General features: G+C 48.9%; 15 protein-coding genes and 1 tRNA gene. 14 read left to right on the top strand and 2 right to left on the bottom strand.

From position 1 onward, the window contains the following. Nucleotides 1–19: 19 nt before the first annotated feature. The 6 genes from J0A68_RS04450 (at nucleotide 20) to J0A68_RS04425 (ending at nucleotide 2,899) form a co-directional block, all read left to right on the top strand. Entirely contained in the window at nucleotides 20–313 is a 294-nt protein-coding gene (locus J0A68_RS04450) for an ATP-dependent Clp protease adaptor ClpS (protein ID WP_206576975.1), read from the top strand. Nucleotides 314–323: 10 nt separating this feature from the next. Continuing rightward, nucleotides 324–932 carry a recombination mediator RecR gene (gene recR, locus J0A68_RS04445; protein WP_206576974.1) on the top strand — a complete coding sequence of 203 codons (609 nt, stop codon included), beginning with the start codon at nucleotides 324–326 and terminating at the stop codon, nucleotides 930–932. Nucleotides 933–1,159: 227 nt separating this feature from the next. Beyond that, nucleotides 1,160–1,233: transfer RNA gene (locus J0A68_RS04440), tRNA-Ala, on the top strand. 141 nt (nucleotides 1,234–1,374) lie between these two features. Beyond that, nucleotides 1,375–1,794: a hypothetical protein gene (locus J0A68_RS04435; RefSeq protein WP_206576973.1), complete on the top strand. Its 420-nt coding sequence runs from the start codon at nucleotides 1,375–1,377 to the stop codon at nucleotides 1,792–1,794. A 17-nt stretch (nucleotides 1,795–1,811) separates the two neighbouring features. Beyond that, a complete protein-coding gene (locus J0A68_RS04430; protein WP_206576972.1) occupies nucleotides 1,812–2,084 on the top strand; it encodes a hypothetical protein in 273 nt (90 codons plus the stop codon). After that, the gene (locus tag J0A68_RS04425; protein ID WP_206576971.1) at nucleotides 2,084–2,899 is read left to right on the top strand and encodes a Cof-type HAD-IIB family hydrolase; all 816 of its coding nucleotides are present in this window, start codon (nucleotides 2,084–2,086) and stop codon (nucleotides 2,897–2,899) included. Before J0A68_RS04430 ends, J0A68_RS04425 begins: the two co-directional genes overlap by 1 nt. 44 nt (nucleotides 2,900–2,943) lie before the next feature. On the opposite strand, the gene J0A68_RS04420 is transcribed toward J0A68_RS04425, so the two are convergent. Next, nucleotides 2,944–3,621 carry a DUF2461 domain-containing protein gene (locus J0A68_RS04420; RefSeq protein ID WP_206576970.1) on the bottom strand — a complete coding sequence of 226 codons (678 nt, stop codon included), beginning with the start codon at nucleotides 3,619–3,621 and terminating at the stop codon, nucleotides 2,944–2,946. Nucleotides 3,622–3,753: 132 nt separating this feature from the next. Here J0A68_RS04420 and J0A68_RS04415 point away from each other — a divergent pair, with 132 nt between their 5' ends. Continuing rightward, nucleotides 3,754–4,059 carry a DUF6364 family protein gene (locus tag J0A68_RS04415; RefSeq protein WP_206576969.1) on the top strand — a complete coding sequence of 102 codons (306 nt, stop codon included), beginning with the start codon at nucleotides 3,754–3,756 and terminating at the stop codon, nucleotides 4,057–4,059. Beyond that, a complete protein-coding gene (locus J0A68_RS04410) occupies nucleotides 4,049–4,468 on the top strand; it encodes a type II toxin-antitoxin system VapC family toxin (protein ID WP_206576968.1) in 420 nt (139 codons plus the stop codon). Before J0A68_RS04415 ends, J0A68_RS04410 begins: the two co-directional genes overlap by 11 nt. Here J0A68_RS04410 and J0A68_RS04405 read toward each other — a convergent pair. Beyond that, the gene (locus J0A68_RS04405; protein ID WP_206576967.1) at nucleotides 4,461–5,756 is read right to left on the bottom strand and encodes a UDP-N-acetylmuramoyl-tripeptide--D-alanyl-D-alanine ligase; all 1,296 of its coding nucleotides are present in this window, start codon (nucleotides 5,754–5,756) and stop codon (nucleotides 4,461–4,463) included. The two genes, J0A68_RS04410 and J0A68_RS04405, sit on opposite strands and share 8 nt — an antisense overlap. A gap of 93 nt (nucleotides 5,757–5,849) precedes the next feature. Here J0A68_RS04405 and J0A68_RS04400 point away from each other — a divergent pair, with 93 nt between their 5' ends. From J0A68_RS04400 to J0A68_RS04375, 6 genes are all read left to right on the top strand, one after another. Next, a complete protein-coding gene (locus J0A68_RS04400) occupies nucleotides 5,850–7,934 on the top strand; it encodes a T9SS type A sorting domain-containing protein (RefSeq protein WP_206576966.1) in 2,085 nt (694 codons plus the stop codon). Nucleotides 7,935–8,258: 324 nt separating this feature from the next. Continuing rightward, complete coding sequence (locus tag J0A68_RS04395) at nucleotides 8,259–9,155, top strand: Abi family protein (protein ID WP_206576965.1); 897 nt, start codon at nucleotides 8,259–8,261, stop codon at nucleotides 9,153–9,155. Nucleotides 9,156–9,295: 140 nt separating this feature from the next. After that, nucleotides 9,296–10,999: an amidohydrolase gene (locus J0A68_RS04390; protein ID WP_206576964.1), complete on the top strand. Its 1,704-nt coding sequence runs from the start codon at nucleotides 9,296–9,298 to the stop codon at nucleotides 10,997–10,999. 308 nt (nucleotides 11,000–11,307) lie between these two features. Continuing rightward, entirely contained in the window at nucleotides 11,308–11,949 is a 642-nt protein-coding gene (locus J0A68_RS04385; RefSeq protein WP_206576963.1) for an abortive infection system antitoxin AbiGi family protein, read from the top strand. Nucleotides 11,950–12,027: 78 nt separating this feature from the next. After that, nucleotides 12,028–12,558 (top strand): hypothetical protein, encoded by a 531-nt coding sequence (locus tag J0A68_RS04380; RefSeq protein WP_206576962.1) that lies wholly within the window; start codon nucleotides 12,028–12,030, stop codon nucleotides 12,556–12,558. Next, nucleotides 12,540–13,670 carry a hypothetical protein gene (locus J0A68_RS04375; protein WP_206576961.1) on the top strand — a complete coding sequence of 377 codons (1,131 nt, stop codon included), beginning with the start codon at nucleotides 12,540–12,542 and terminating at the stop codon, nucleotides 13,668–13,670. The genes J0A68_RS04380 and J0A68_RS04375 overlap by 19 nt, the downstream gene beginning before the upstream one ends. The last annotated feature ends 59 nt before the right edge of the window (nucleotides 13,671–13,729 follow it).

The raw sequence follows: 13,729 nt of genomic DNA, 5'->3' as shown, positions 1-13,729 counted from the left end.
TTATTCTTAATTTTGCAAAATGAACCAACTAAGCGTATCCCTGCCCTACATCGAGGAATCGGAAATCCTACTGGAGGATTTGCTGGATCAGGAAGCACTTGATCTGGTGGTCTTTAACGACGACTTCAACACCTTTGAACATGTGACCGCGGTACTGATGAAAGTTTGCAAACACAGCCACGAGCAAGCCGAACAGTGCACGCTGATCATCCACTACAAAGGGAAGTGCGCCGTAAAGAAAGGCTCACAGGAAGAGCTCAAGCCCATGTGCCAGGCTATTCTTGACGCCGGGATTCAGGCCGCCATACTTTAATCCTACCCCCTTGAATTTCCCCTCCAAACTCATCGAGGATGCAGTCACCGAAATCTCCCGCCTGCCGGGGATCGGAAAAAAAACTGCCCTGCGTCTGGCCCTGCACCTGCTGAAGCAAAATGAAGCCGTGACCGAAGCGCTCTCCCTTGCACTCACCCGCATGAGGGAGGAAGTGCGCTATTGCAAAAACTGCCACAACATCTCCGACGCGGAAGAGTGCAGCATCTGCCTCAGCCACCGTAGGGACAAGTCCACCATCTGCGTAGTCGAGGACATCCGCGACGTCCTGGCCATCGAAAACACCAACCAGTACCAGGGCCTCTACCATGTGCTGGGCGGAGTGATTTCCCCCATTCAAGGCATCGGGCCAGAAGAGTTGAACTTCGCTTCCCTGCTCGAAAGGGTGTCCAAGGGGGAGGTCGCGGAGATCATCCTCGCCCTCTCGGCCACGATGGAGGGAGACACCACGTCTTTTTACCTGAGCAAGCGGCTAAAGGAGACCGGCGTGAAGGTGAGCACGATCGCGCGGGGCATTCCTGTAGGCGGCGAGCTGGAGTTTACCGACGAAGTCACGCTGGGTAGAAGCATCCTCACGAGAATAAATTATTCCCAAGAGTAAAGATTTATTTGCGGGAAAATTTTCCCGTCCTATATTTGCACTCCGTTTGGGCAGCATCGCTTCCCAAATTCACAAAACGGGGGATTAGCTCATCCCGATAGCTATCGGGAGGCTAGAACGGTTATCGGTTCAAATCCGAATAAATGTTGGGGGATTAGCTCAGTTGGCTAGAGCGTGCCGAAGGCATTCGGGAAGGTCAACGGTTCGAATCCGGAGAGAAAATAAATGGGGGATTAGCTCAGTTGGCTAGAGCGCTACACTGGCAGTGTAGAGGTCATCGGTTCGAATCCGTTATCCTCCACTTTGACAAAAAGCCTGCAGAAATGCAGGCTTTTTTCGTTTAAAAACACGGCCACCCAAAGTTTTTGTTTTAATGCGGTTCTCCCGTTTTCCGAGAGATCTACCTGAGAATGCTTAATTTTAGCGTAATCTATCTTTTGCCATGCGCTATCGACTTTGCATCTTTCTCCTCGCACTTTCCCTAAGTTCCTGCTCCTGCGATCCCGAAAGCCTCGCAAAATTTGCCGTGTCCGGTATGGAAACGATGATGGGGGAAGGCTTTATGCCTTCGGATGAGATCCGCGCCTTGGGAAACTTCCAGGGGATGAGCGTGAACCTAAGCCAATCGACCACAGACGGAGAGACCGAGTCCACCATCTTCCTGCAGCTTCAAAACGGCGATCCTGTAGCGCTCGGCAGGCAGCCTGAAGTGCTGGCCAGAAGATGTGCGGAACTTTATCTGAGGGACTACGAAAAATCGAAGGAGTACGAGAAAATCACCGTCCAGTTCCTCCAATCCGACCCTTCCAACCCCGAGAATGTGGCCATGCAGGAGTATACCTTTGATGTAAAAGACTTCTAACCAAAACCCACTTTGCCATGAACTTCCCTCCCGAATTCCAAAGACCGCCCCAAACCCTCGGTGACTGGATCATCAATGTGCTGGTGTCCAAGATTCCCTTGGTCGGATTCATCATGCTGATCGTCTGGGCCGTGGACAAAAACACCGAGCCTGACAAGGCCAATTGGGCAAAAGCCGAACTGATCGTCAAACTGATCGCCATCCTCATCGCGGTTTTGGTGGTGGGATTGCTGGGCTTTGGATTTTTCATGAACTTCGCCGACCAGGTTGACTGGGACTCTCTAGACTAATGAATTTCAAAGCCATCTGTTCCGACATCGACGGGACACTTCTGAATTCCGAGCGGGATCTTTCCCCGCGGCTCAAAACCATCATCGCACAGCTTTCCGAGCGCTATCCCTTGATTTTGGCCAGCTCCCGCATGCCGGATGCCATGCGGCACCTGCTGCGTGACCTCGGGAGAGCCTCGGAGCCGCTGATCGCCTACAACGGCGGATTTGTGCTGGACCAAGCAGGAAACGTCCTGGACTCGGTCGCCATTCCCTTGGACTTGGTCGCCAAAATCCTCGAGATGACCCGCAAAACCGAAATCCACGTCAGCCTCTACCATGGCGAAAACTGGTACGAAGCCAAAGAAGATTACTGGTCCAAGCGGGAAATCCAAAACACCAAGGTCTCTCCCACTTGGATGCAAGGAGAGGACGTGTTGAACCTTTGGGATAAAGACGGACTGGGCGCGCACAAAGTCATGGTCATGGGCGACTCCAACGAGATCAGCTGGCTCTTTGGCGAACTGCACCTCGAGCACGCGCAAGAGCTCCACCTCTACCGCTCCAAGGACACCTACATCGAGATCGCTCCGCGAAAAATATCGAAGGCGACAGCTCTGAAGCTGGTATTGGAGAGCATGTATGACTTTGGAATGGAGGAGGTGATCGCCTTCGGAGACAACTACAATGACATCGACCTGATCCAAAGTGTCGGCTGGGGAGTAGCGGTAGGCAATGCCCGACCGGAGGTAAAAGCCGTAGCCAAAGAAGTCACCCTCCACCACAAGGAAGATGGAGTCGCCGCCACACTGGAGCGCTTGGCAGCCAGTCTCTGACTAGGCTCTTGAATCTTGGCTCTCGACTCTAATATCTTGAGTCTTTAAAGTATTCCCGATCCGTCCTCCACATCTTCTATCGCCCGGGCCAAAAAGTCGTTGAAAGGCTTCATGCGCCGGAATCCATCCAAGGCAAACTGTATAAAAACGCCGGAATCAATCGCCTTGTCCGAAATAGGATGTGATACGATAAAACTTTTAAGCTTAAGGTATTCGATATAAGGATGATCGGTCTCGTAGTCCCGCGGGCTCGTTTTGAGCTTTTCCCCGTCTATCTTGGGAAACAACTGCCTGAACTCCGGATTGGCTTCAATTTGCGTGAGTTCAGCACCGCTGTAATCTATCTCTTTGCGGATCTTCTTCAGCGTATCCGAGTCCGGCATCCAAATCCCGCCGGCGAGGAAAGAATTGCCCGGCTGGATTTGCACATAGTAGCCGGGGCCGGGTGATTTTTTACCTCCCGGAGCGAAGTAGATCCCAAAATTGGTCTTGTAGGGATCTTTGTTTGCCGAGAAGCGGATGTCGCGGTTTTGTCGAAAAACGCAGTCCTTGGGTTTGAAAGCGGCGAGCTCGGGCTCCAGCTCCGTGATTTGTTTGAGCATTACCGCCACGTCTTCCAACAAGGTCTCCCTGGTTTCCAGATACCACTTCTTGTTGGCATCCATCCATTCCTTGGAGTTGTGTTCGGCCAGAGCGGAGAGAAAGTCGAGGTAGGGGCGCATGTTAATTGGTTTAGAATGTGAGAAGCCTGAAAAACTTACACTTGAAAGGCTTTGATACAAACTTTATTTAGGCAAAAATGATTGCTCCATCAACGGATATATTCCTAAATTAAAACCAATATCCCGAAAATCATGACAACGAAGCTCACTCTTGACATCAATGAAGCTTTGGTAGCAAAGGCAAGGAAATATGCGGAAGCGCAAGGCCAAAGTATATCTGATCTGATCGAATCGCTTTTGGAAGAAAACTTGCCCGCCGCTCCAAAAGAATCCCAAAAACCAAGGGTCAAAGATCCCGAACTCGTAAAACGGATTTTGGATGGGACTGAGCCCCTTTCCCAAAACCTGTTAAATCTCCGTGGCGCGTTAAAGGGTGTCTCTGAAGATGATGTGGAAAATGCTAGGTGGGAGTATTTGAAAAAGAAACATGACCTCTAGCTACTTCATTGATTCAGACATCATTCTGGACGCAATACTTGAGAGAGAACTTTTTGTAGAAAACGCAACCAAAATTTTCGAACTAGCTACGAAACGTCAAATCACCCTTTTCTGCAGTTCTATTATTATCACCAACGTGTTCTATATCGTCAGAAAATCGAAAGGGCTCGCTGATGCATTTTCGATCATTCAAGCCTTACTGGAAACCTGCAATGTTCTTTCGGTAGGTAAACAGGAAATCAAGTCCGCGATAAGCTCCAAATTTACGGACTTTGAAGATGCTATCCAGTATTATACCGCATTGACCAAGCCGGATATCAGCGGAATTATCACCAGAAATACTTCCGACTTCAAGCAATCCACGCTTCCCGTCTATTCACCAGACACCTTCCTAGCCCTTCTCAGATAAAATCCACCAAGCCTTCCAGCTTCATCCCTCGGCTGCCCTTCACCAGGATCAGGTAATCTTCCAGCTTGCTGTCCTCCAGCCAATTTCTCAGGGAAAATGGATCGGGAAAATACAGCGCCTTTGGAGCCTTCTCCAGCGCCGACACAATCAACTTCCCCGTAAAGCAAACCTTGTCGATCGCATACTCGCTGACGATCTCGCCCAGCCGGCGATGCTCGGCCTCGGCATGCTCGCCAAGCTCAAACATGTCGCCCAGGATGACCATCTTGTGCTTTTTCCCGGTCATCTGCCCAAAAGTCCGGATCGCCACCTCCATGCTTGAAGGGTTGGCATTATAGGCATCGAGGATGATCAGGTTGCTCCGCTTCTCGACCAGTTGGGAGCGCATGTTGGAGGGCTGATAGTCCACCACGGCCTGGACGGCCTGCTGCATAGCCACCCCGAAAAACTTCCCAATCGTCAAGGCATTGGCGATGTTGCCAAAGTTGTACGCGCCGATCAGCGAACTCAGCTGCTCGCCTTCGACTCCCTCAGCCCTGAACTTGACAAAAGGATTCGCCTCCACAAACTCGACCTGGCAAAAGTCGCCCTTGGCGGGATAGAGCACGGGGTTTTCGAAGCGCTTCGCCAGATTGGCCAAGATGGGGTCTTGGGAATTGATGAAAACCGTACCCCCCGTCTCGCGCAGAAACTGGAACAGCTCGGTCTTGGTGCGGAGCACGCCTTCCGGCCCGCCCATGCCTTCCAAGTGGGCCCGGCCGATATTGGTGATGAAGCCGTGCGTGGGCTCGGCGATGTCGCAGAGCTCCTTGATGTCGCCGGGCTTGTTGGCGCCCATCTCCACGATGGCGATCTCGGCATCGGTGCCAATCGAAAGCAAAGTCAGCGGCACACCGATGTGGTTGTTCAGGTTACCCACGGTGGCGACGGTCTTGAATTTCTGCTTCAAAACTGCATTCAGTAATTCTTTGGAGGTGGTTTTACCATTGGAACCGGTCAGTCCGATGACGGGAATATCGAGTTGTCGGCGATGGTGGTTGGCGAGTTTTTGCAACGTCTCCAGCGCATCCTCACAGATAAAGTAGCGCTCGTCGTCCTCCACAAAATACGCCGCCTCGTCGATCATGACTGCCGAAGCTCCCATTTCCAAGGCCTTGGCGGCAAAGTCGTTGGCATTGAAATTTGGCCCTTTCAGCGCAAAAAAGAGGTTTCCGGGATGGATCTTGCGGGTGTCGGTGCTGACCCCGGTACTTTTCTGAAAGAGCTGGTAAAGGATGTCCAAATTCATTTTTTGCCGAAAATTTCCACCCAAAATAACGCAATGATCCACATCTTTGGGACGCTTGTTTCGTTTTATTTTGGTATTTGATGCCACCCTTCCATGTCCAAAACCCTTACCTTACTTTTTGCCCTTACCCTCTCCCAAGCCTTTCCCCAGACGATAGTTGAGCTGGATCAGAGCAAAACCATCCAAGTCGGTGGCGCGCCGATCCCGATCCCTTTTTCCCTGGGAATCAATTCCGCGCAGATCCAGACCATCGACCTGACCGGCGACGGCATCGAGGAATGGGCGATCTGGGACATCAATTCCCGACAGCTTCAGGTCTTTCAAAAAACAGGCGCAGAATTCACCTACCTTCCCGAACTCAGCTATTTTTTCCCCCAGGACATCAGTGGTTTTTTTGTACTGGCGGACTTTGACCAGGATGGCAAAAAAGACCTCTTCACCTCCACGCCGCTGGGGATCAAAGCCTACCGAAACACGTCCCAGGGCACACAAGTCTCCTGGACGCTCGCGCAAAACTTCCTCAAACTGGACGGAGCCAACAATATTCCTGTCAACAATCTTGACACGCCCCTTCTCCAGGACTTGGATGGAGACGGAGATCTGGACTTGGTGATTTTCAATTTTGCCCAAGGGGATTTCCTCGAGTTTTTCAAAAATACCTCTGTAGAAAGAAAAGGCACGCCCGACATAGACGGCTTTGCCTTCCCCGTAGACTTTTGGGGCAATATGGTCTTTTGCGGCTGTGATGACATTTCTTTTGGTGTCAGGTGCGATGGACGGCCGATTGATTTTCGGATGGATTTTGACGAAAACGACCGAATCCTGCACGCCGGTGGACATAGCATCCTCTACCAGGATTTCTCTGGAGATGGAGTGCTCGACTTGGTCATCGGTAGGGATGAGTGCTCCAGTTTGTACTATCTCGTGAACCAGGGAAGCAATACTGAGCCGCTGTTTGACCAGTTTTCGCATGCCTTGCCAGACTACGGCGATCTTCCCGAATTCCCGATTTACCATGTCGGAGAGCTGATTTCCGAAGACCTCATCGTATCTCTGAATACCAGCGAAGCATCTTCTGCCTACGGAATTGACTTCGCAGCATCGATGGTAAAACTCTCCGCGGACGGTTCTGGTCCTAGGCCTGTTTTGCAAGATCAGCTTTACGATTTGGGAGAAAACACGAGGCCGCTTTTCTTGGGAAATGCCGTTTCGGGAGAGCTCTGGCTCACTTCAAATCGGAAAATCGGCTCCAGTGTGCAGAGTCAAGCCAGTCGCTTGGCGCTTTCCGGAACCAACTTCGAGCTGGCCGAAAACGACTTCCTGGGACTCTCTGCCCTGAATCTGCTCGATGTCCAGTTGCTCGACTTCACGACGGCGAGCGGCACCAAGTTCCGGCTTGTCTCCGGCGTCCGCACGACCAATGGGGTTCCAAGCCAAGCCATCTACCGAAGCGCTGGCGAAAATTGGGAGCAGTTTTCACTCTCCGGGCTGAGTCTCCGGGTCGGAGATCAACTGGCGTTTTTCACTTTTGGTGGAAAAGACCAGCTGCTCGTGGCTGCGCAAAACGGCAGTTTGACGCTTTACGACCTTGACTTTCAAAATGGCTCTGCCACCCTCAAGACTGCCAATTTCCTCGGTTTTCAGGACAATCCCGCCAACCGAAACCTGTCCGTCGCCCTGACTTCCGGCGAGAAGCCGAACCTCTACTCGGTCGATCAGACAGGACGGATCTTTCTCATTCGCGACTTTATGAACTCGGATATACGCGAGGAAGTCTTGGTCAAAATCGGCGAACAGCCCCTCCCTTTTCGCCTGGGAAGGAATACGTGGCTTACGGTCGTTAACCCCAGCTTTGGCGAAAATGTAGACCTGATCCTGGGAACCCGGGGTGGAGGCGTTGTCTATCTGAAAGCAGTCTCTGACGGAAATACAGACGAAGAAAAATTGGAAGCCAAAGTCTATCCCAATCCCAGCAAGGGCCCGATCAAAATCCTGGTCAACCAGACGGTATCCGCGCAGCTGATATCTTCTTTGGGCCAAATGATTCTCGAGCAGGACAGTATCCCGGCCTTTCGCGAAGTGACTTTGCAAACCCAGATCTACGCCCCTGGGCTCTATTTCCTAAGGTTGACCAATGAAAAGCGAGAGGTTTTGGTCAAAAAGGTGCTGATTCGCTAGTCAACGGTCAACAGTCGACAGTCCACCGCAGAGACTAAAAAAGGCACTGTATTCATACGGGACTATGCCTTGAAGAGAGAGGTATTTACCTTTTTTGAATAGCGAAACAAAAAAGATTGAAAACTCAACTAACTGGGCGAAATCTGCCGGGCTTGCAACGAAATCGTTTAGAAAGCAAACAAAAAGTTTAGAATTTTGAACAAAAAGTGCTAGAAAATCAACCAAAACGTTGCATTTGCGCAACGGATACGCCAACTTTGCAGCAACAGTACCCGTGTAGCATACCGTAAGATCTGCTCTCGGGTCATTTTTTTATATTGGGGTATGCCAAAGCCTGCCTACACCATCCAAGACCAAATCGCTCTTCTCAAGTCCCGAGGGATGAGTTTTCGAGACAAACACTCCGCCCCACACTTTCTCCAAAACATCAGCTACTACCGATTGAAAGGATATTGGTGGGACTTGCAGGCGGATCGAACCGACCATGTCTTTCAACCGGACACCTATTTTGAGGACATCGTCGACCGTTACAACTTTGACAGACATTTGAGACTCATTCTTTTTGATGCCGTCGAGCGGATCGAAATCGCCTTGCGAACTCAGCTGATCTATCAGCTATCGCTCGCCTATGGCCCATGCTGGTATCAGGATTTTAATCTTTTCACCGATCCGGTATGGCTGGCCAAGCACTTGGCTACACTTATGACCGAGTTTGAAAGAAGCCAAGAAATCTTCGTCGTAGATCATAAAAGGAGATTTCCAGACACTTATCCAGAATCTTGGAAAATCATGGAAGTGGCTTCTATGGGCACTCTTTCGAAATACTACAAAAACCTGAAACACAATCTGCCAGAGAAGGCGGCAATCGCCAAAGGCATGGGGCTGAACCTGCACAAGGAGCTCTCCAGCTGGCTTGAGGCGATAGTCTACGTCCGAAATATCCTTGCCCACCATTCGCGGCTGTGGAGCAGGGATATGGTGAAGCGTCCAATTCTTGCGCTCAGGAATCCGTCTGGCTCTTGGCTCAACCTCCCTCTCGACGAAGTCCAGCAGAAGAAGCCTTTCCTGATCATCTCCTGCATGCTCTTCCTTTCCAACAAAGTCACCCCAAACCATCAGATAAAAGCAAAAATCCTAGACCTCTTTTCTCAAAACCCAGAGATGCCAATTTACAAGCTGGGATTTTTCAACAACTGGGAAAAGCAGGATCTTTGGAGATAGGCAAATCTCCGACTTTACTTCCTAAGCTGACCAATGAAAAACGCGAGATCTTGGTCAGAAAGATCCTCATTCGCTGATTACAGGATCGGTTTTGTAGGGCTGGGCAAAATCCGGTAGCTTCGGTGAAGAAACCAAGCGCCATGAGAAAACTTTACTTCCTAGCTGTCCTCACCCTGCTTTTCGCCTGTAAAAAAGGCCCCGAAAACCCCGCCGATCAAGTCTTCATCAACGGAATCGTCTATACCGTCGATGAAACCAATCCCAAAGCCGAGGCCGTCGCCGTCAAGGACGGGATGATCCTCGCCGTGGGTACTTCGGAAGAAATCCAAACCTACGTCGGCGAAGCCACGGAAGTGATCGATCTCCAAGGCAAGACCATGACCCCAGGCCTGATCGAGTCCCACGCCCACCTCATGGGCATTGGGTACAACAAGCTGGAGCTCGATCTCATGTACGTCAAGACCTACGACGAACTGGTCGAGAAAGTCGCCGAGGCGGTCGCCAAAGCCAAACCCGGAGATTGGATCACCGGCCGCGGCTGGCATCAGGACAAATGGATCGAAAAGCCCGAGAAGCTCGTCAAAGGCTTCCAGACCAACGACCTGCTCAACGAAGTCTCTCCCGACAATCCCGTTTACCTCGCCCATGCCTCCGGCCACGCGTCTTTTGTCAACCGAAAAGCCCTGGAATTGGCCGGCATCAGCAACCTGAAAAACGAGCGTCCCGCCCAAGTCGAAGGCGGGGAGATCATCCTCGACGAACTGGGAAATCCGACGGGAATCCTTTCCGAAAAAGCCTCAGGCTTGGTCTCACGACTGATTCCAGCGGAGACCCCAGAGCGGGCGGCGGAAGCCCTGACTTTGGCGCTGAAGGAGCTGAACGAGAAAGGCATCACCAGCTTCCACGACGCAGGAGCTCCGCAAAGCACCATTGACCTGATCCAGAAATTCAAGTCCGAGGGCAAGCTCACCGTGCGCCAGTACGTAATGCTGACCGGCACGCAGCCGGCGCTTTTGGAAGAATGGTACCAAAAAGGCCCGATGATCGACACTGCCGACCACCTCCTCACCGTCCGCGGGATCAAGCTCAACTGTGACGGCGCGCTCGGCAACCGCGGCGCTTGGCTGCTGGAGGACTACTCGGATCGTCCCGGCCATCGCGGCCATGAGACCTTGCCGATGTCGGTCGTGTCAGAGGTTTCGGAAAAAGCCATTCCAGCAGGCTTCCAAGTCTGCTCCCACGCCATCGGTGACCGCGCCAACCAAGAGATTTTGGATCGCTATGAAGCGGCTTTCGCCAAGTATCCCGATGCGAAAAACCTCCGCTTCCGCATCGAGCATGCGCAGCACATCCATCCGGACGACATTCCGAGATTCGGAGAACTGGGCGTGATCGCGGCCATGCAGGCGATCCACCTGAGCTCGGATCGGCCTTGGGCGATTGACAGACTGGGAGAAAAGCGCATCATCGACGGGGCCTACGTCTGGCAAAAGCTGATCCAGTCCGGCGCAGTGGTGACCAACGGTACCGACGCTCCTGTGGAGCCGGTTGACCCGATTCCTTCCTTCTATGCTTCCGTCACCCGCAAAACCCTGCAAGGCCTGCCTGAGGGCGGCTACGAAGGCGACCAAAAGATGACTCGTGAGCAAGCGCTAAAGTCCTACACCTTGGACGGCGCCTTTGCCGAATTCGAAGAGGATTTCAAAGGCTCGATCCAAGTGGGAAAAGTGGCGGACTTCACCGTTTTCGACCAAAACATCATGGAAATCCCCGAGGAAGAGATCCTGAAAACCAAAGTGGCCATGACGGTGCTGGGCGGGAAGATTGTGTACAGCATGCCGTGAAATCTGAGGGATGAAATCAGAAGGCTGAAAAAATATCCAGGGATTTGGAAAATTTCCATAAAACTTATATTCTTAGGAGAAAACGGCTTTCGGTCTCAGCCGATCAATGTGGCAAAGCTTCATTCTTCGACCAAACTCAAACAAACGCTGAAACTAAGCTAAATAGAGCACCAAAAAAAATCCCAAGCCCGCGAGACAAGTTAGACGTGAAAATACCCGCAATGCGGGATACATCCCAAAATCGAAATATTCCGCTATAGCTGCGGGCATAACCACCTTAGCGGCAACCATACATAGACACAAAAAATATGGCAAATCAATTTAGACCAGACCAGTCAGACTTTCTTGCTCATTTCGCATCAGGTGGAGAACCAGTTGGGAAAAAGGACGCCAAAAACCCTATTAAGGATAAAGTCAGCATGACAGCTATTCAACGCCTCATTTCAATTTTGACAGAAAAGAAAATAATTGCTTCAACAATGCCTTGGACTGGTTCTCACGCGGTTTGTTTTACGGAATGCCCTTGGAGCAGCCTACTAGACCATACAAACAATTATTCTCCTTATGGAATTGGATTTTCCAAAAAATTCATATTTGCGATGAATGGCTCACCTGTTTATTATGTGAGGGCTGACCAATTCAAAAAACAACAATGGCATGATCATTTAAAAGCATTTGCGACACCTTTTTGGCCAAAGTATAGACCGAAAAGCATCAACAGTAAAGTAAAGTTTATAGACTGCGACTATTTGCATGAAAGGGAATGGAGAGTGCCGCATGATTTATCTTTTGAATACCATCAGATTGAATTTGTGATTTTAAACACCTATGAAGACATGGCGCAATTCCCAAAAGCATTGAAAGACGCAATTGGTAGAGAAAAATTTCTTTTAATGGATAATTATAAGATGATTGAAAAACTATGGCCTGTTCATAATTTGGGAATATAGACTGAAATGGCAGCAGCTAACAACACATTTGCAAACAGTTGGAAGCAAGTTTAAAACGACACCAATACGACATAGAAAATGACAATTGATCTCAAAGAAATATCTAACGGATTACCTGGACTATCAAAAGTAAGTGGACAACATCTTTTTGAGAGTTGTGTTGTTTGCCTAACTAGGCAAAGTCACAGCAATACAGGAACAACCATAGAAGTGAAAGGTGACACAACAGTAACAACTACTTTGATTTGGGACAACATTTTTGACGACCAACTGGACAGAACATGGAAAGACCAGTTTTATGCTACTGAACACGGAGCCGTTTGTATAGCCATTTTACTTGCACTTAAATTAACCGAATACACCATTATTGAAAAGTCTGCAAGAAAAAATGGATTTGATTATTGGTTAGGAGATAATGACGACATCTTATTTCAAAAGAAAGCAAGACTAGAGATTTCTGGCATTTTTCAAGGCACAGAAAAAGACGTCAAGAAGCGATATGATGTTAAAGTAAAGCAGACTCAACAATCAGACGCATTGAAAATCCCTGCTTACATTGGTATTGTTGAATTTAGTAACCCAATTGCCAATTGGGGATCGAAAAAATGACAGTCCAACGATTACATATCAAAGCTATTGAATTAGCAGACAGTGCCTTTATTCTGAAATTTAAGGACAATCTTGAAGCTGCTAAAAAGCTATTCGGCGAAGCATTTCAATTAGAAAAAAAAGCTGCTTTGTTAGCCAAAGACCAAAATATTGGCGAGCCGACTATTTCTGTTCTGTTGAAAAGTGCGGCTTCGCTTGCAATGAACGCTGACGAACTTGTAGAAGCCGAAAAATTAATTTGTTTAGCTCTATGCGGAGAGCCACCTCACGAAATAGCTGAGGAACTCAGAAACCTATTAGAAGAATTATACTTTCAACGACATCTACAATTACAAGGTATTCAACTAACTTCAGCAGAAATTCAATTGGTTATTGCAGGCCGTGGTATCGGCTATGGAATGGCCAAAACTGATTTAGTGTTTGATAAGTTATCAACTTTTGAAAAACTAACTTTTCGCACTGCTGAAAGAAAAGTAGGTAAACCCTTTAGATCCAAAGGGGATGTTCCAAAGGTTATAAAAATGAGCTTTCAAAACTATATTTCTGTGCCAAGAGCCGCAAGTTTCGCTTTTACAATTAGAGTTGGAGCACATTCAAACCAATTGAAACTTGAAGGATTTGAAAATTCTGTAGAGATAATTGAAGAACTTGTAGAAAATATAAAACTATTGAATCAAGGAGAAATTGACCAACTAAAAAATAGAATACCAGACGAAACCTATCTTAAAAACTTTATCAGCCTATCAAAAGAATTAGCACCTGACGGAGATGAGGTGAACTTAGTTGGTTTCACAATAATTAAAGCCAATGAAACAAAGGATGTTCAGTTTACTAGGTTAAGAAGCGAGATTTCTATAAGCCAATTTGAAATAGAAGAAGAAGTAGAAGACAAAGAGAAGAAAATTGAGTTAACAGGACGTCTTTCTGCTGCCGATGACGACAAAAGTAATATTAGACTGAACGTTGAAAATGATGGAAAATATTTAATTACTGTACCAGACGGTTTAAGTGACATCGTAAAAAAATATTGGGGAGAACAAGTTAAAATCAAAGGGACAAAGGTGAAACCAAGGGTAATTGAACTTTCAGACATTGACCCTATACAAACATAAGAAAACCTGCTGCTAACCGTGGCCTCAACTTTAAGACGTAAAATGAAATACACTATTTA

The organism is Algoriphagus oliviformis (assembly GCF_017254915.1).
In the GTDB taxonomy this organism is placed as follows: Bacteria; Bacteroidota; Bacteroidia; order Cytophagales; family Cyclobacteriaceae; genus Algoriphagus; species Algoriphagus oliviformis.
This window is presented reverse-complemented; position numbering and strand designations above follow the sequence as displayed.